Source organism: Stenotrophomonas panacihumi, assembly GCF_001431645.1.
In the GTDB taxonomy this organism is placed as follows: domain Bacteria; phylum Pseudomonadota; class Gammaproteobacteria; order Xanthomonadales; family Xanthomonadaceae; genus Stenotrophomonas_A; species Stenotrophomonas_A panacihumi.
On record NZ_LLXU01000055.1, the window covers coordinates 1 to 17,699 of the forward strand.

Sequence of the window (17,699 nt, forward strand, 5' to 3'; positions counted from 1 at the left end):
GTGGGGGAATGGGCGGTGGCGGCATGGGCATGGGCGGCCTCCACCGCACCGATGACGACGCCCTGTCTTCACGGGATGCATGAATCGCACAGATTCCACGCAAAGCCTTGGCGTAGGATCGCCCCCACAGGGGCCATCGTGATGTTGAGCGGGGCGAGTGTCATGTTGAGCCGAGCAGAGATCGATCGCTGCCTGGATACGTTGCAGGACCAGTTGCCGAACCTGCGCAGCGACGAAGACGCGGATTTCGATTTCCTCACTTTCCAGGCCGAGGCGGATCGCATCCGCGCCGGTGCGGCTGCCGAAGACCTCGAGCACATCCGCGGCCGATTGCAGGCCATGCTCGAACAGGCCGGGCTCATCCCCACCGACGCAGAGGCCGAACGTCGTCGCTGACGCGCGTATTCGCGTGCGTGCACGTCGCGTGAAATCTGCGCGGATGACGTTTCCATGGCAGGCGACGGTGCCACTTCGCGCAACGCACGCGACCGCGCGCGTGGAATAGATGCCCTCGCGCTACGGCATGCCGTGATCGACATCGCGCAGTGAAGCGTGAAGCGATGCACATTTTTTCACCACGCGTGCAAGGTGCGTGAACGACCCAAAGACGAACTTGAACCAAGAACCCCACGCGCGCCATTTTTTTGGCGCAAGGGGATTGTGTGAACCGTTTTCTATGCCATAGTGCGTCGCAACAACGCTTTGCCTAACGCAACAACGCTTCCCCCGTAACGTTGAAGTCCGCGAAACGCCGGTAGTCCCTCGCCGGCAGCAAGGCAACTCCATCACCTGCGTTCACCGCTGCCTGGCCTCGTGCCGGTCGGAGTGGGCGAGGTCGTCCCGAAAAAACCGATCGAGGCGGTGATCCCCACGCATGAGTTACTCGACCAGAAGTAGAAGCCTGACGCGGTTGTGGTTGTCGCTCGGCCTGATGTCCCTGCTGGCGGCGTGCCACAACACGTCACACATGGCGAAGGAACTGCCCCAGCCCGACCCGTTGGCCCTCGCCACGGTGCAGCCGGAGTATCGGCTTTCGCCCGGCGACGTGCTTCTGGTGAAGGTGTTCCAGGTCGACGACCTCGAACGGCAGATCCGCGTGGACAACGATGGCAACGTGACCCTGCCGTTGATTGGTAGCGTCAGCGCCGCCGGCAAGGGCGTGGCGGAATTCGAGCGCGAAGTCGCCGATCGCTACCGCAAGAGCTACCTGCAGAACCCGCAGGTCTCGGTCTTCGTACAGGAGGCCAACGGCCGCCGCGTCACCGTGACCGGCGCGGTCGACGAGCCCGGCATCTATCCGGTGATCGGCGCCAACCTCACGCTGCAGCAGGCCATCGCCCAGGCCAAGGGCGTGAGCAACATCGCCAGCCGCGGCAACATCATCGTGTTCCGCACGGTGCAGGGGCAGAAGATGATCGCGCGCTTCGACCTGGGCGACATCGAGCACGGCAAGTCGCCGGACCCGGAGATCTATGGCGGCGACATCGTCGTCGTGTACCGCTCCGACGCACGCCTGCTGCTGCGCACGGTGCTGGAGCTGACCCCCTTCGTCATGGTGTGGCGGGCCTACCGATGAGCCAGCACGACACCCCGACCTTGCACCCCCACGTGCACCATCACCCCGAACTGGGCCTGCGCGATTACTGGCATGCACTGCTGGCGCAACGCTGGCTGATCATTGGCATCACCGCGGCGATCGTGGTGGTCGCGCTGGGCGTGACCTTGCTGATGACGCCTTCCTATCGCGCCACCAGCACGCTGCAGATCGAGCGCGAGGCGCTCAACGTGGTGAACGTCGAGAACCTGATGCCGGCCGAATCGCCGCAGGATCGCGACTTCTACGAAACCCAGTACGAACTGCTGCAGAGCCGCTCGCTGGCGCGCGCGGTGGTGCGCGAGGCGCAGCTCGCGAGCGACCCGTATTTCCGCCCGCTGGTGGACAAGGTCACCGCGAAGTTCGACGCCACGCATCCGGAAGGCGGCAAGCAATCGCCCGAGCGCCAGGCGGCGGTCGAACGCGCGCTGATGGCCGCGCTGATCGATGGCCTGGAAATCGAGCCGATCCGCAACTCGCGCCTGGTGCGGATCAACTTCGATTCGCCCGACCCGCGCGTCGCCGCCAAGGTCGCCAACGCTTACGCCCGCGTGTTCATCGTGAGCAACCAGCAGCGGCGCATGCAGGCCTCGGCGTTCGCCACCAAGTACCTGTCCGAGCGGCTGGAGCAGCTGCAGGGCCGGGTGGAGGATTCCGAGCGCAAGCTGGTGGCGTATTCGAGCCAGGAAATGATCGTGCCGGTGGGCGATGACAAGCCTTCGCTGCCGGCGCAGAACCTGACCGAGCTCAACGCGCTGCTGGCCGGCGCGCAGGACCAGCGCATCAAGTCCGAGGCCGCCTGGCGCCAGGCCAGCCGCGGGAACGGCATGGCGCTGCCGCAGGTGATCTCCAACCCGCTGATCCAGCAGCTGCGCGCCGAGCAGGTCCGGCTCAATGCCGAATACCAGCAGAAGCTGTCCACCTTCAAGCCGGATTACCCGGAAATGCAGCGCCTGAAGTCGCAGATGACCGAGGTGCAGCGCCAGATCAACGGCGAGGTGCTCAACATCCGGCAGGCGCTGAAGGCGCAGTACGACGCCGACAGCCAGCAGGAGCAGCTGATGAATGAGCGCATCGCCGGGCTGAAGGGCGACGAGCTCGACCTGCAGACGCGTTCGATCCAGTACAACCTGCTCAAGCGCGAGGCCGACACCAACCGCCAGCTCTACGACGCGCTGCTGCAGCGTTTCAAGGAGATCGGCGTGGCCGGCAATGTCGGCAACAACAACGTCTCCATCGTCGACGGCGCCGACGTGCCGTCCAACCCGAACATGCCGAAGCTGCCGCTGAATGTGGCACTGGCGCTGGTGTTCGGCCTGTTCATCGGCATTGCGGTGGCGCTGCTGCGCTTCCTGTTGCGCGATCCGAATGAACCGGCAAGAGCGTGATGCACGCAACGTTGTGCCCGGGTCAAGTTGGTGACAGGTGGTTCAGGGTCGAAGCAAGGCGATGCATTAGTTTTCAAGTCGCGATGATCGAGGTCGGGAGGGTGGTTTGGCGGATGTAGCAGATGGGCGGCGGTGACGGCATCGCCGGTTGAAAAGGGCTGTCGCGGGATCCGGGGTCGACGTAGGAGGGCGTCGCTGATCCATGCGGCAGGCGATCGAGGCCTGAAGGCGCAGTGTGTTCCCCCACGCACGCGACGCCGGAAGGTTTGGAGGACATTCCCATGTTGTTGGCCGATCTGAGCAGTGCGACCTATACGGCGACTTCGCCGCGATTGTTGACCAAGTACTCCGCCGCCGCGGACCTCGTGTTGCGCGTCTTCGACGTGGCCGTGGTGGTGGCCAGCGCGTTGTGCGCGTACCGCATCCTCTATGGCACCTGGGTGCCGGCCGCGGCGTATCGCGTCGCCATCGGCACCACCGCGTTGTACGCGGTGATCTGCTTTGCCACCTTCCCGTTGTATCGCAGCTGGCGTGGACGCGGCCTGCGCCAGGAACTGCTGGTGCTCGGCGCCGCCTTCGGCGGCGTGTTCGCGTTGTTCTCGGTGCATGCGCTGGTGGTGCAGTTCGGCCAGGGCGTGTCGCGGGTGTGGATCGGCGTGTGGTTCGCCGGCGCGCTGGGCAGCTTGCTGGTCTCGCGTACGCTGTTGCGCACGCTGCTCAACAACCTGCGCAGCCGGGGCGTGGATACCCAGCGCGTGGTGGTGGTCGGCCTGCGCCACCCGGTGATGAAGATCCAGCAGCACCTGCTGCGCAATCCCTGGGTGGGCATGCAGGTGGTGGGCTACTTCAGCAGCCGCTACGACCTCACGCTGGCCGACCATCGCCAGGAAGACCTGCCGTGCCTGGGCAACCCGGAAGGGCTGATCGCCTACCTGGAGGCCAACCACGTCGACCAGGTGTGGATCTCGCTGCCGCTGGGCGAACGCGACCACATCAAGCAGCTGCTCGAAGGGCTGGACCGCTACCCGATCAACGTCAAGCTGGTGCCGGACCTGTTCGATTTCGGCATGCTCAACCAGTCCGGCGAGGTGATCGGCAACGTGCCGGTGATCAACCTGCGCCAGGGCGGCGTGGACCGCGACAGCTACTTCATCGTCGCCAAGGCGATGCAGGACAAGATCGTCGCGGTCGCCGCGCTGCTGGTGCTGTGGCCGGTGATGGCGGCGTGCGCGCTGGGCGTCAAGCTCAGCTCGCCGGGGCCGGTGCTGTTCCGCCAGCGTCGTCATGGCCTGGGCGGGCGCGAGTTCTCGATGCTCAAGTTCCGCTCCATGCGCGTGCACGACGAGAGCCAGCACGTGCAGCAGGCCACGCGCAACGACAGCCGCATCACCCGCTTCGGCGCGTTCCTGCGTCGTTCCAGCCTCGATGAGTTGCCGCAGATCTTCAACGTGCTTGGTGGCAGCATGTCGGTGGTCGGCCCGCGCCCGCACGCGGCGCAGCACAACACCCACTACGAAAAGCTGATCCACCATTACATGCAGCGCCACTACGTGAAGCCAGGGATCACCGGCTGGGCGCAGGTCAACGGCTTCCGCGGCGAGACGCCGGAGCTGCGCACGATGAAGAAGCGCATCCAGTACGACCTGGACTACATCCGCCGCTGGTCGCTGTGGCTGGACGTGCGGATCATCGTGCTGACCGCGGTGCGGGTGCTCGGCCAGAAGAACGCCTACTGATGTCGGCGATCGGTGCCCACGCCGGCCTGCCGGCGCCGTCGCCCGCGTGGGCGACGGCGCTGCCGCCGCAGGTCGCGCACCGCGTGCGCTGGCGCAACGTGGCCATCGAGTGCGTGCTGCTGCTGGCGGTGGGCTACAACTTCCTGCTCGCGGTGATCAACGCCAAGGTGTTCACCGTGCGGCCGGCGATGACCTACGTGGTCGAGTTCGCCCTGTATGGCGCCTGCTTCGTGCTGGGCGTGCTGTCGCTGGACCGCAAGCGCGCGGCGCTGGTGATCGGCGGGCTGGGCTTTCTCGTCGGGCTGGTGCTGCTGCGCTTCTTCCTCACCTGGCAGTTCGATCCGAAATTCCTGCGCGATGCGCTGATTCCCTTCGCCTTCCTCGTGCTGGGCTGCGCCTATCGCGGCTCTGTGCCGAAGCTGTGCGTGCGCCTGACCCTGGTCATCGCACTGGTGGCCGGTTTCGAACTCGCCGCGCCAACCACCTACGGCGACGTGGTGAACCCCAAGAGCTACTTCGTCAACGCGCGCGGGTTCAGCGCCTCGGGCTTCTGGAACGAGGACAGCAACCTGTTCGTCAGCGCCACCCGCCCGGGTGCGCGCAACTTCCTGCCGTCGAGCAACCTGCCGCGTGCGTCTTCCGTGTTCATCGAACCGGTGACGATGGGCAACTACATCATCTTCTTCACCGCGGTGCTGCTGGCGTTTCGGCGCTGGCTGAGCGGGTGGAAACAATTGTTGAGCATCGGCCTGATCGGCTTCCTCATCGTCGCCTCCGATGGCCGCCTGGCCGCGGGCACGTGCGTGCTGATGGCTGTGCTCGCCCCCTTCCTGCGGCGCGTGGACCAGCGGCTGGCCTTCGGACTGTTCATCCTCGTCCTGTTCGGAGGCTGGCTGCTGGTCACCGCGGCGGGGGTACAGACGTACGAGGACACCACGCTAGGCCGCATCTTCTTCACCGTCGATTCGATGTCGCACCTCTCGCTGCCCGCCTGGCTGGGGCTGGATACCGACGCCGCGTATCGCTACTTCGACAGCGGTATCGCGTACTTCATCGTCTCGCAATCGATCTTCGGGGTGATGGCGTTCCTGCTGGCGTATTCGTTCCTGCTCGTCTTGCCCGGCACCGAGGGCCAGGCGTTCAAGCAGCTGGCGATCTTCGCCTTCGCGCTGAGCCTGCTGGTCTCCAACGGCTATTTCTCGATCAAGACCGCCGCGCTGTGGTGGTTCGTCTGTGGCTGGCTGTGGCAGGGCGCGCCGGTATTGCCCTCGGCGCGGCGGCTGTGGCGTGATCGCACGGCGTTGGCAGGGGGCGGCCCATGAACCCGGTGGCACGCGAACGCGACGGCCGTATCGACGCCACGCGCGCCATCGCCATCGTGCTGGTGGTGCTGGGCCACGCCAAGGGCGTGCCGCAGGCGTACACGCTGCTGGCCTTCAGTTTCCACGTGCCGTTGTTCTTCTTCCTCTCCGGCTGGGTCGGCGCGGCGTATGGTCGCCCGCGTGGCGATGCCGAGACCTGGGGCAAGCTGCTGCGCGGGCTCGTGGTGCCCTACGTCTTCTTCTTCTTCGTGGCCTATGCCTACTGGCTGGCGACGCGGCATATCGGCGCCAAGGCCGCGCGCTGGGGCACGCTGCCGTGGTGGGACCCGCTCACGGGCCTGGTGCAGGGCACCGGCGAAGGGCTCTACGTGCAGCCGGCGCTGTGGTTCCTGCCGGCGCTGTTCGTCACCGCCATCGCCTTCCACTACCTGGGCAAGCGGATCCCGGCGGCCGTGTTGGCCCTCGCGATGGCCGTCGTCGCCTGCCTGTGGTGCGCGTGGTTCCCGGGGCAGGGCGTGCGCCTGCCGTGGGGCCTGGATGTGCTGCCGGTCTCGCTGTTCTTCTTCGCCGCCGGTGCGGCGTTCGCACGGCACGCGCAGGCCGCGGCCGCGCACCCGGCGTTGCGCTGGTGGGGCGTGCCGCTGCTGCTGGCGGTGCTGTGGCTGCCGCTGGCCTGGATCAACGGCAAGGTCGACGTGAACCTGCTGCGCTTCGGCCAATGGCCGGCGTTGTTCCTATTGGTCGCGCTGCTGGGCACCGCGCTGATGCTGCACGTCGGTGGCTGGATCCAGCGCGTGCCCGGCGTGCAGTGGATCGGCCGCAACACGCTGCTGATCCTGTGCACGCATTTCCTGGTGCTGTTCTTCCTGTCCGGCGTGCGTTCCGTGGCCGGCATCACCGCACCGCCGGGGCCGGCCTGGGCGCTGTTCGCCAGCGCCGTGGCCATCGCCGTGGCGGTTCCGCTGCGCGTCGTGCTGGCGCGCTGGGCGCCGTGGACGCTGGGCCTGTCGCCCGGCCCGCGGGCACGTGCGCCGATCCAGGCTACTCCCGAGGTAGGTTCGCAATGAGAGTCGTGCATGTCGTTCGCCAGTTCCATCCTTCCGTCGGTGGCATGGAGGAGGTCGTGCTCAACGTGGCGCGGCAACACCAGCAGCAGGGCGGGCAGGCCGAGGTGCTCACGCTCGACCGCCTGTTCACCGCGCCCGGCGCCCGGCTGGAAACGCATGACGAAGTGGACGGCATCGCGATCCGCCGCATCGGCTACCGTGGCTCCTCGCGTTACCCGCTGGCGCCGGCCGTGCTTTCGCACCTGCAGGACGCCGACCTGGTGCACGTGCACGGCATCGACTTCTTCTACGACTTCCTGGCGATGAGCCGCCCGCTGCACCGCAAGCCGATGGTCGTCTCCACCCACGGTGGCTTCTTCCACACGGCCTACGCTTCGCGCCTGAAGCAGCTGTGGTTCCGCACGCTCACCCGCGCCTCGGCGCGTGCGTATGCCCGCGTCATCGCCACCAGCGAGAACGATGGCCGGCTGTTCTCGCAGATCGTGCCCGGCCATCGCCTGCGGGTGATCGAGAACGGCGTGGACGTGGCCAAGTTCGCCGGGCGCGGCAGCCCGCAGGCCGGTCGCACGCTGGTGTATTTCGGCCGCTGGTCGGTCAACAAGGGCCTGCTGGAAACGCTGGACCTGCTCGCCGCGCTGCGCCGGCGCGACCCGCGCTGGCGCCTGGTGCTGGCCGGCCGGGAGTACGATTTCGACCTGGCCACGCTCCGGCAGGCCATCGCCGCGCGCGGGCTGGACGAGGCCGTGCAGCTGGTGCCTTCGCCCAGCCCGACGCAGCTGGCCAAGCTGCTGGAACAGGCACAGTTCTTCGTCTGCCTGTCGCGCCACGAGGGGTTCGGCATTGCCGCCGTGGAGGCCATGAGCGCCGGGCTGCTGCCGGTGCTCAGCGATATCCCGCCGTTCGCGCGGCTGCATCGCGAATCCGGGCTGGGCGCGCTGGTGCAGCCGGCCGATGCGGAAGGTGCGGCGACCCGCGTGCAGGCCCTGGCCGAGGCGAGCGACGCCGACCTGCCGGCGCTGCGCGAGCAGGCCATGGCGTTTTCCGCGCGCTACGACTGGCGGCACATCGCACGCCAGTACCAGGACGAGTACCGCTTCGCGCTGGAGCCGCGCGCCGCGGCGGAGGTGGCGTGATGGCCGCGCCGCAGGCCGCGCCGTCGATGGTGGTGCTGTTCTCCACCGAGCCGACGGGCGAGAAGACCAATCCTTACCTGACGCAGCTCTATCGTGCGTTGCCGGACAACGTAGGCCTGCGCTATTTCTCCATGCGCGAGGCGCTGCTCTCGCGCTACGACGTGCTGCACGTGCACTGGCCCGAATACCTGATGCGCCACCCCAGCCGCGCCGGTACCTGGGCCAAGCGCGCGTGCGCCGCGTTGCTGCTGCTGCGCCTGCAGCTCACGCACACCCCCGTGGTGCGCACGCTGCACAACCTGCAGCCGCACGAGAGCCAGGGCCGCGTCGAACAATGGCTGCTTGGCTGGATGGACCGCCTGACCCGGCGCTGGATTCGCATCAACGCGGTCACCCCGGCGCGTCCGCCGTTCACCGACACGATCCTGCACGGTCATTACAGCGACTGGTTCGCGAGCTTCCCGCAACCGGCTTCGCAGCGTGGCCGGTTGCTGCACTTCGGCCTGATTCGCCCGTACAAGGGGGTGGAGACGCTGCTGGAGGTCGTGCGCGATACCCCGGATCCGACCTTGCAGCTGCGCATCTGCGGCAATCCCGCCAACGCCGAGGTGCGCCGCACCGTGGAGGACGCCTGCGCCGCCGATCCACGCATCAGCGCGCACCTGGCCTATGTCGATGACGCCGAGCTGGCGCGCGAGGTCGGGCTATCCGAGCTGGTCGTGCTGCCGTACCGGCAGATGCACAACTCGGGCACGTTGCTGCTGGCGCTCTCGCTGCATCGCCCGGTGCTGGCGCCGTGGAGCGAATCCAACGCCGCCGTGGCAGAGGAAGTCGGGCCGGGCTGGGTCCACCTGTACCGCGGCGAGCTCGACAGCCAGGTGCTGGTCGACGCGCTGGCCCGCCTGCGCGACACCCCGCGCAGCGCCGCGCCGGATCTCTCGCGCCGTGACTGGCCGAAGATCGGCCTGCAGCACTACCGCACCTATCTCGAAGCGCTGGGCCACGACAGCGAGGCCTATGCATGAGCAGCGAGGCCGAGCGAATGTCCCCGCCCGCGCCCCGGCTCGGTGCCCGCGCCGCCGGTGGCGCGTTCGTCACCATGGCGGGGCAGGGCGTGCGCGTGGCCGTGCAGTTCGGCGGCATCATCCTGCTGGCCCGGCTGCTCACCCCGCACGACTACGGCCTGATGGCGATGGTCACGGCGATCGTCGGCGCGGCGGAGATCCTGCGCGACTTCGGCCTGTCGTCGGCCGCGATCCAGGCCAAGGAAGTCAGCCGGCAACAGCGCGACAACCTGTTCTGGATCAACACCGGCATCGGGCTGGTGCTGGCGCTGGCGGTGTTCGCCGGCGCGAATGCCTTGGCCGCGTTCTACCACGAGCCGGCGTTGGTGCAGATCTCGCAGGCGCTGGCGGTCACCTTCCTGCTGAGCGGCATGACCACGCAGTTCCGCGCGCACCTGAGCCGGGGCCTGCGCTTCGGCCAGCTGGCGCTGAGCGACGTGGGCGCGCAGGTCGCCGGCCTGGTGGCGGCCGTCGCCGCCGCCCTGGCCGGGCTCGGCTTCTGGGCGCTGGTACTGCAGCAGGTGGTGCAGGCCGGCGTGCAGCTGCTGCTCACCGTGGCCTGCGCGCGCTGGCTGCCGCGGGGCTACGATCGCGCCGCGCCGATGCGCCAGTTCCTCGGCTTCGGCTGGAACCTGATGCTCGCGCAGCTGCTGGGCTATGCCAGCCGCAATGTCGGCCAGGTGATCATCGGCGCGCGGACCGGCGCCGAGGCGCTGGGCCTGTACAACCGCGCGTTCCAGCTGCTGATGATGCCGCTGAACCAGATCAATGCGCCGGCCACCACCGTCGCGCTGCCGGTGCTCTCGCAGCTGCAGGACGAGCGCGAGCGCTTCACCGCCTTCCTGGTACGCGGGCAGACGGTGATGGTGCATCTCATCGTGGCCACGTTCGCCTTCGCCTGCGCGCAGGCGCTGCCGCTGATGGTGCTGGTGCTGGGCGAGCAGTGGCGCCCGGCGGTGCCGCTGTTCCAGTGGCTCACCGCCGGCGGCGTGTTCCAGACCACTGCCTACGCCGCCTACTGGGTATTCCTCGCCAAGGGCCTGATGGGTGCGCAGCTGCGCTACTCGGTGGTGACGCGCGTGCTGCTGATCGCCTGCATCTTCGCCGGCTCGTGGTGGGGCGTGGAAGGCGTGGCGGCTGGCTACTCGTTCGGCCTGTTGGTGATGTGGCCGCTGTCGTTGTACTGGGTGGGCCGCGTGAGCGACATCCCGGTGTGGACGGTGTTCGCCAACGGCCTGCGCGCGGTGGTCGGCTATGGCCTGTGCGCGGTGGCCTCGTGGGCCGCCTCGTGGTGGCTGGGCGGGGCGCTGTGGCGCCAGCTCGCCGTCGGTACCGGCACGATGCTCGCCGCCTTCGCCCTCGTCTTCGTCGCCTGGCCGGCCTTCCGCCGCGACGTGCTTTCCATCCTGCAGACCCGCCACCTGATCGCCGAAGCCCGGAGCCGCCGATGAACGCCCTCCTGTCCACTCCCTCGCGCAGCGAAGCGCGTGCGCCGCGCTACCTGGTGCTTTCGGCGCACGATTACCGCACCCCGCGCCGCGCCAACATCCACTTCATCGCCGAACAGCTGGCCCTGCGCGGGCAGACGCGCTTCTTCTCGCTGCGCTACAGCCGCCTCTCGCGCTGGAAGGGCGACGCACGCCTGCCGCTGGACGACACCGCCAACCGCGTGGTCGAACACCGCGGCGTGGAGTGCTACCTGTGGCGCGCGCTGGTGCATCCGTTCAATACGCGCAAGCGCTGGGCGCGGCCGATCGAGAACGCGATGTTCGACTGGTACGCGCGCCATCCGCCGGAAATCCTGCGGCAGTGGATCGTCGAATCGGACGTGATCGTGTTCGAGAGCGGCACCGCCATCGCCTTCATCGAACTGGCGCGCCGGCTCAATCCGCGCGCGCGGCTGGTCTATCGCGCCTCCGACGCGCTGTCCGCGATCGACGTGGCCGACTGGGTCGCGCGTACCTTCGACAAGGTCGCCCCGCAGCTGGACGTGATCGCGCTGGTTTCGCCGGCGATGGCCGGGGAGATCGCCAGCCGCGAGAACGTCTTCCACATCGGCCACGGCATCGACCACGACCTCGACGCGCTGGGCGATCCGTCGCCCTACGGCGAGGGCCTGCACGCGGTGGCCGTCGGTTCGATGCTGTTCGACCCGCGCTTCTTCGTCACCGCCAGCCGCGCGTTCCCGCAGGTGACCTTCCACGTCATCGGTTCGGGCATGGGGCGGCACCCGGACTACGGCGACAACGTGGTGGTCTACGGCGAAATGAAGCATGCCGACACCATCCGCTACATCAAGCACGCGCAGATCGGCATCGCGCCGTATGCCTCGCAGCAGGTGCCGGCGTACCTGGCCGACAGTTCGATGAAGCTGCTGCAGTACGACTACTTCGGCCTGCCGGCGGTGTGCCCGCACGCGGTGGTGGGCGACTACCGCTCGCGCTTCGGCTACACGCCGGGCGACGAGGCCTCGATCGTGGCGGCGATGTCGCTGGCGCTGGCCGCGCCGCGCGAGCGCCTGCGCCAGTGCCTGGACTGGTCGCAGACCACCGACCGCGTGCTCGACCCCACGCAGTACCCCGACACCCGCCTGGCGCTCGTGCGCTGACCCTTCCTCCCGAGAGCCTTCCATGCCCAACGCCCTGCTGCACCGCTGGATCACCCACGCCGAGCGCCGCGCCATGTTCTGGTGGCAGCCCAAGGACGGCCGCATCAACATGGGCGACCAGCTCTCGCAGGTGATCGTCGCGCGCACGCTGGGGCTGCGCGACCTGGAGCTGATCGACAAGCCGTCCAATGGCCAGCGGCTGTTCGCCATCGGCTCGGTGCTGCACTTCGCGCGCACCGGCGACACCGTGTGGGGCAGCGGCATTAACGGCAAGATCGCCGCCGGTGCGCACCAGTTCGGCATGCTCGACGTGCGCGCGGTGCGCGGCCCGCGCACGCGGCAGACCCTGCTCGATCGCGGCATCCCGGTGCCGGAGGTCTATGGCGACCCCGGCCTGCTGATGCCGCTGTTTTTCCCGCCCGAGTTGCTGGGCGGCGGCACGCCACGCGAGGTCGTGGTGGTGCCGCATTTCAACGAGCCACCGGAGAAGTACCGCGAATTTGCCGGCCAGCTGGTCGCGCCGGACTGCCCGCCGGTGACGTTCATGCGCCGCCTGCTCGGCGCGGGGCTGGTGGTGAGCAGCTCGCTGCATGGGCTGATCCTGGCCGAGGCCTACGGCATTCCCGCCGTGTACCTGGACTGGGGCAACGGCGAGGACCGCTTCAAGTACGACGACTACTATCGCGGCACCGGCCGCAGCGAATGGCATGCCGGCGGCAGCGTGGCCGAGTGCATTGCGCTGGGTGGCAATGGCGAATTCGACCTGGGCGCGGTGCAGCGCGGCCTGCTCGAAGCCTTCCCGTACGACTTGTGGACGCAGGCATGAGCAGCGACCCGGCCGCTTCCGCCATGGACGCGGACGCTGGACGTTTCGCGGTGGGTGAGATCGTGCGCCTCGGCGGGTTTGCGGTGCTGTCCACCACGCAGGAGGCGTTCGCGCGCGAGCTGTTCGCCGCGCGCGAACGCGGCGAGCAGCGGCTGGTGTGTTTCGCCAACACCAATTTCGTCGTGCAGTGCCAAGGCCTGCGCGAACGGCTGGCGACGCCGTCCGTGCGCATCGTCAATGACGGCATCGGCATGGACCTGGCCGCGCGCTGGCTGCACGGCCGGCGCTTCGCCGGCAACCTCAACGGCACCGACCTGATTCCCTACCTGTGCCGGCATGCCGGCCGTCCGTTGCGCTTCTTCCTGCTTGGTGGGCAGCCCGGCGTGGCGCAGGCCGCGGCGCGTGCGCTGCGCGAGCAGCACGGGCAACTCGTGGTCGGCACCTGCGACGGTTACGAGGAACGCCGGCAGGCCGGTGATGCGCTGCCCGCGCGCATCAACGACAGCGGTGCCGACATCCTGCTGGTGGCATTCGGCAACCCGCTGCAGGAGCAGTGGATGCTCGACCACGCCGCGCAACTGCGCACGCCGCTGGTATTTGGCGTCGGCGCGCTGCTCGATTTTCTTTCCGGCAACGCCCGCCGTGCCCCCGCGTGGGTGCGGCGCTACCGGCTGGAGTGGCTGTACCGGCTCGTCCACGAGCCACGCCGGTTGCTCAAGCGCTACAGCTGGGACCTGCTGGTGTTCTTCCGCACGTGCCACGCGCGCCGGCACGACTGAAGCGGCCACGCTAGGATGCGGCGATGGACGCCGCCGCCCTTGCCCTCGTCACCCGCCTTGGCCTGGAACCGCACCCGGAAGGCGGGCACTTCCGCCGCTGTTACGAATCGGCGCTGCGCCACGAAGGCCGCCCGGCGCTCACCGCCATCCATTACCTGCTGACCCGCGGCGAGCGCAGCCGCTGGCATCGCGTGGATGCCGACGAATGCTGGCACTGGCAGCAGGGCGGCGTGCTGGAACTGCGCATGCTCGACCCGCACACGCGCAGCCTGCACGTGTGCCGGCTCGGCGCGGCCGAGGCCGGTGAGCCGCCGATGCAGGTGGTGCCGGCAGGTTGGTGGCAGGCCGCGCGTCCGCTGGAGGCCTATACGCTGGTGGCCTGCACGGTGTCGCCGGGTTTCGTCTGGGAGCACTTCGCGCTGATGGCCGGGGACGATCCGCTCGCCGACTGGCTGCGTACCCAGGCGCAATGGCCCTGAGCGGGCAACGATTCGCTAACGCAAATTCGCGCGGCATCGTCTAGCGTTCGCCTATTCAGGGAATCGTGGGGCGGTCATGCAGGAAGCAGTTCGCAGTCTGGCGGTGAGGTCGATGTTGGCGTTGGCGTTGGCGGCGCCCGTGGCGATGGCGCAGGAAACCCCGGACGTGCCGGTGCCCGCGCCGGCCGCGGGGCAGGGCGGCATCGTCGATCTCGATGCGATGGTGGTGCGTGGCGTGCAGCCCGGTCCGGGCCTGTGGAAGGTGACGCAGGGCGAGCACACGTTGTGGATCCTCGGCACGATCGCGCCGCTGCCGGACAAGATGACCTGGCAGGCGGACGAGGTCGAGGAAGCCATCGCGCAATCGCAGCAGATCCTTGCCGCGCCATCGGTGATGCTCGACGCCGACGTCGGCTTCTTCGGCAAGCTCGCGCTGGTGCCCTCGGCGATGAAGGCGATGAAGAATCCCGATGGCGCCACGCTGCAGGACGTGTTGCCGGCGGATCTGTACGCGCGCTGGGTTCCGTTGAAGGCGTATTACCTGGGCCGCGATGGCGGCATCGAAAAGAAGCGCCCGATGATCGCCGCCAGCGAGCTGTACCAGGCGGCAATCAAGAAGAACGGCCTGTCGCGCAAGCCGGTGGTGTGGCCGGTGGTCGAGGCGGCGGCCAAGCGCCACGGCATCAAGCCCACGCGGACCACGCTGGAGTTCAAGGTGTCCGACCCGAAACAGGCGCTGCGCGAGTTCACCGCCGGCGGCATGGACGATTCGGCCTGCTTCCGCAGCCTGCTCAACGCCGTGCAGAACGACCTGCCGACGATGGTGGAGCGGGCGAATGCGTGGGCGGTGGGCGATATCGAGCGGCTGCGCAACATGCCGCGCGAGGATCCCACGGCCGCGTGCAGCGCGGCGCTGTCGCAGACGCAGTTCGCGCGCAGCCGCGGGATGGACCGGCTGGAGGAGCGCTTGCGCGAGCATTGGGTCGGGATCGTGCGCAAGTCGCTGCGCGAGAACACCGGCACGTTCGCGGTGATGCCGTTGAGCGCCTTGCTGGCGCCGAACGGTTATCTGGATGCGTTGCGCGCGGAGGGGTATGAAATCACCGCGCCGGAGTAGCGGCGCGGTGAGGGAGGGCGAACGCCGTTGAAGCCGCGCCCGTGAGGCGGCGGCCGGCGTTTTGCTTCAGCCCGCCGCGCTCAGCGGCGGCTGCGTGGCGATGTCCGGCCAGCGCTTGAGCACCGCCGCGCGGATGCCCGCCGCGTCGATGCCGGCTTCGGCCAGCAGGTCTTCGCGGCTGGCGTGGTGCTGGAACGCATCGGGCAGGCCCAGGTGCAGCACCGGGCGCAGCACGCCTTCGGCATTGAACAGTTCCGACACGCCCGAACCGGCGCCGCCAGCCACCACGTTGTCCTCGATCGTCACGAAGCCTTCGTGGTCCTGCGCCAGCTGCAGCAGCAGCGTGCGGTCCAGCGGTTTCACGAAGCGCATGTTGACGACGGTCAGGCCCAGTTCCTCGCCGACCTTTTCCGCCGCCGGCACGCTCGCGCCAAACGCCAGCAGCGCGATGCGGCGGCCTTCGCGGCGCACCTGCGCCTTGCCGATCGGCAGCGTGGTGAGTTCGGTGCCGGCCACGGTCCCGGGGCCGGTGCCGCGCGGATAACGCACCGCCGCCGGGCCCACGTGACGATGTCCGGTGGTGAGCATCTGCCGCGCCTCGGCCTCGTCGGCCGGCGCCATCACCACCATGTTGGGCACGCAGCGCAGGAAGCTCAGGTCCAGGTTGCCCGCATGCGTGGCGCCGTCCGGGCCGACCACGCCGCCGCGGTCGATCGCGAACAGCACGTCCAGGTCCTGCACCGCCACGTCATGCACCAGCTGGTCGTAGGCGCGCTGCAGGAACGTCGAATAGATCGCCACCACCGGCTTGGCGCCCTGGGTGGCCATGCCCGCGGCCAGCGTCACCGCATGCTGTTCGGCGATGGCGGTGTCGAAATAACGCAGCGGGTATTCCTTGCTGAAACGCACCAGGCCCGAGCCTTCGCGCATCGCCGGGGTGATGCCCAGCAGCTTCGGGTCGGCGGCGGCCATGTCGCACAGCCAGTCGCTGAAGATATCGGTGTAGGTCGGCTTCTTGACCGCGCCGGCCTTGGCCACCAGGCCCTTCTCCGGGTCGAACGGTCCGACGGCGTGGTAGCCGATCTGGTCGCCCTCGGCCAGCTCGTAGCCCTTGCCCTTGGTGGTGATCACGTGCAGCAGCTGCGGGCCCTTGAGGGTCTTGAGCGTCTTCAGCGCGCCGAGCAGGGCGGGCAGGTCGTGGCCGTCGATCGGGCCGGTGTAGTGGAAGCCCATTTCCTCGAACAGCGTGGAAGGCACGAACATGCCCTTCCAGTGTTCTTCCCAGCGGCGCACGAAGCGCGCGGTGGGGTTGCTCTTCTTGTCGCCGAGGATCTTCTTGCCACCCTCGCGGATCGCGTTGAGGGTGCGACTACCGGTCGCACGTCCCAGCATCTTGGTCAGCCCGCCCACCGCCTCGGAAATCGACATGCGGTTGTCGTTGAGGATGACCAGCAGGTTCGGTTCCGGGTCCATGCCGCCGGCGTGGTTGAGCGCCTCGTAGGCCATGCCCGCGGTCATCGCGCCGTCGCCGATCACCGCCACCACCTTGCGCTCGTCGCCAGCCTGCTGCAGGGCGATGGCCATGCCGAGCGCGGCGGAGATCGAGGTGGACGAATGGCCCACGCCGAAGGTGTCGTACGGGCTTTCCTCGCGCTTGGGGAACGGCGCCACGCCGTCCTTCTGCTTGACCGTGTGGATCTGGTCGCGCCGGCCGGTGAGGATCTTGTGCGGGTAGGTCTGGTGGCCCACGTCCCACACCAGCTGGTCGGCCGGGGTCTGGTAGAGGTAGTGCAGGGCCACCGTCAGCTCGATGACGCCCAGGCCGGCGGCGAAGTGCCCGCCGCTTTTGCCTACCGATTCAATCAGATACGCCCGCAGCTCCTCGGCGATCGCCGGCAGTTCGTCTTCGCCGAAGCGGCGCAGGTCGGCCGGGGTCTGCACCTGGGACAGGCGGGGATAGCGGGTGGAATCGATCATCGGGGTGCGGCGTGCTGAATGACTGGCTATTGTCCCGCCCCGGTGGGCAGGGGGCAAGAATGGCGGTTTCGCGTTCAGATTGGACCGGAGCGCGTGTACGGCGAATCACGGGTGTTCCGCGCGTTGTCCGCGCATGGCCCGGGTCATTGGACGGCTCTTTCGAGGGGCTTGTTTCGATCGGGAATTTTTCCCGGACTACTGGTTTTTTTTCCAGTGGATTTACTGAGGCCTAACACGACTGTTTAACCCCGGCGTTCCCAGCATTCGGCGCAGGACGTGAACGCATGACCGCCGGTATGGCGAAGAGATCGGGCCACGCCGAGCGCAAGAAGCGAAATCGCGGCCTCCGCAGGTGTTTCACCCGCGGAACTCCTTCGCTCATACGGTGGCTGACATGAAAACTCAGTTGAACAGGAAGTCCGGCGCGCGCGCTGCGCCGATCCGCCGGACAACGCTGGCGCTAGTCGTCTCCGCGGCGCTCTTCCAATCCGGGCCTGCCTCGGCCTTGTTGGCGATCACGCGGCAGGCCGTGGGCGGCACGACGTGCGAATCGAATGCCGACGACGGCGACGGGAGCTGGTTCATCGGCAACGATGGGCGCTGCCATCC

At 68.3% G+C, this 17,699-nt stretch carries 16 protein-coding genes; 14 read left to right on the forward strand and 2 right to left on the reverse strand.

Going from position 1 to position 17,699, the window contains the following annotated elements; genetic code table 11:
• The 14 genes from ARC20_RS18745 to ARC20_RS04135 all read left to right on the forward strand — a co-directional run.
• Nucleotides 1–396 (forward strand): hypothetical protein (locus ARC20_RS18745; RefSeq protein WP_237642498.1); only part of this gene is annotated, 396 nt, incomplete at its 5' end.
• Between the two features lie 478 nt (nt 397–874).
• A complete protein-coding gene (locus ARC20_RS04075; RefSeq protein ID WP_425478482.1) occupies nt 875–1,576 on the forward strand; it encodes a polysaccharide biosynthesis/export family protein in 702 nt (233 codons plus the stop codon).
• Entirely contained in the window at nt 1,558–2,982 is a 1,425-nt protein-coding gene (locus tag ARC20_RS04080; protein WP_057644735.1) for a GumC family protein, read from the forward strand. Before ARC20_RS04075 ends, ARC20_RS04080 begins: the two co-directional genes overlap by 19 nt.
• Nucleotides 2,983–3,263: 281 nt before the next feature.
• Nucleotides 3,264–4,718 carry an undecaprenyl-phosphate glucose phosphotransferase gene (locus ARC20_RS04085; protein WP_057644738.1) on the forward strand — a complete coding sequence of 485 codons (1,455 nt, stop codon included), beginning with the start codon at nt 3,264–3,266 and terminating at the stop codon, nt 4,716–4,718.
• Nucleotides 4,718–6,040: a polysaccharide biosynthesis protein GumE gene (locus tag ARC20_RS04090; RefSeq protein ID WP_338062958.1), complete on the forward strand. Its 1,323-nt coding sequence runs from the start codon at nt 4,718–4,720 to the stop codon at nt 6,038–6,040. Before ARC20_RS04085 ends, ARC20_RS04090 begins: the two co-directional genes overlap by 1 nt.
• On the forward strand, nt 6,037–7,107 hold the full coding sequence (locus ARC20_RS04095; protein WP_057644741.1) for an acyltransferase family protein: 1,071 nt from the start codon (nt 6,037–6,039) through the stop codon (nt 7,105–7,107). Before ARC20_RS04090 ends, ARC20_RS04095 begins: the two co-directional genes overlap by 4 nt.
• Nucleotides 7,104–8,240, forward strand: coding sequence for a glycosyltransferase family 4 protein (locus ARC20_RS04100; RefSeq protein WP_057644744.1), 1,137 nt, complete (start codon nt 7,104–7,106; stop codon nt 8,238–8,240). The genes ARC20_RS04095 and ARC20_RS04100 overlap by 4 nt, the downstream gene beginning before the upstream one ends.
• On the forward strand, nt 8,240–9,265 hold the full coding sequence (locus tag ARC20_RS04105) for a glycosyltransferase family protein (RefSeq protein ID WP_057644746.1): 1,026 nt from the start codon (nt 8,240–8,242) through the stop codon (nt 9,263–9,265). Before ARC20_RS04100 ends, ARC20_RS04105 begins: the two co-directional genes overlap by 1 nt.
• Nucleotides 9,262–10,755 carry a lipopolysaccharide biosynthesis protein gene (locus ARC20_RS04110; protein ID WP_057644748.1) on the forward strand — a complete coding sequence of 498 codons (1,494 nt, stop codon included), beginning with the start codon at nt 9,262–9,264 and terminating at the stop codon, nt 10,753–10,755. Before ARC20_RS04105 ends, ARC20_RS04110 begins: the two co-directional genes overlap by 4 nt.
• The gene (locus tag ARC20_RS04115) at nt 10,752–11,912 is read left to right on the forward strand and encodes a GumK N-terminal domain-containing glycosyltransferase (protein WP_057644751.1); all 1,161 of its coding nucleotides are present in this window, start codon (nt 10,752–10,754) and stop codon (nt 11,910–11,912) included. The genes ARC20_RS04110 and ARC20_RS04115 overlap by 4 nt, the downstream gene beginning before the upstream one ends.
• Nucleotides 11,913–11,934: 22 nt before the next feature.
• Nucleotides 11,935–12,738 (forward strand): polysaccharide pyruvyl transferase family protein, encoded by an 804-nt coding sequence (locus ARC20_RS04120; RefSeq protein ID WP_057644754.1) that lies wholly within the window; start codon nt 11,935–11,937, stop codon nt 12,736–12,738.
• On the forward strand, nt 12,735–13,517 hold the full coding sequence (locus tag ARC20_RS04125) for a WecB/TagA/CpsF family glycosyltransferase (protein ID WP_057644757.1): 783 nt from the start codon (nt 12,735–12,737) through the stop codon (nt 13,515–13,517). The genes ARC20_RS04120 and ARC20_RS04125 overlap by 4 nt, the downstream gene beginning before the upstream one ends.
• Nucleotides 13,518–13,540: 23 nt before the next feature.
• Nucleotides 13,541–13,996 carry a cupin domain-containing protein gene (locus tag ARC20_RS04130; protein ID WP_057644761.1) on the forward strand — a complete coding sequence of 152 codons (456 nt, stop codon included), beginning with the start codon at nt 13,541–13,543 and terminating at the stop codon, nt 13,994–13,996.
• Nucleotides 13,997–14,108: 112 nt separating this feature from the next.
• Nucleotides 14,109–15,113 carry a TraB/GumN family protein gene (locus ARC20_RS04135; RefSeq protein ID WP_057644765.1) on the forward strand — a complete coding sequence of 335 codons (1,005 nt, stop codon included), beginning with the start codon at nt 14,109–14,111 and terminating at the stop codon, nt 15,111–15,113.
• A 66-nt stretch (nt 15,114–15,179) separates the two neighbouring features.
• On the opposite strand, the gene dxs is transcribed toward ARC20_RS04135, so the two are convergent.
• Together dxs and ARC20_RS18490 are read right to left on the reverse strand one after the other, a co-directional pair.
• On the reverse strand, nt 15,180–17,090 hold the full coding sequence (gene dxs, locus ARC20_RS04140) for a 1-deoxy-D-xylulose-5-phosphate synthase (protein ID WP_057644767.1): 1,911 nt from the start codon (nt 17,088–17,090) through the stop codon (nt 15,180–15,182).
• Between the two features lie 402 nt (nt 17,091–17,492).
• Nucleotides 17,493–17,675, reverse strand: a complete 183-nt coding sequence (locus ARC20_RS18490; protein ID WP_057644770.1) for a hypothetical protein — start codon at nt 17,673–17,675, stop codon at nt 17,493–17,495.
• Nucleotides 17,676–17,699 lie beyond the last annotated feature (24 nt).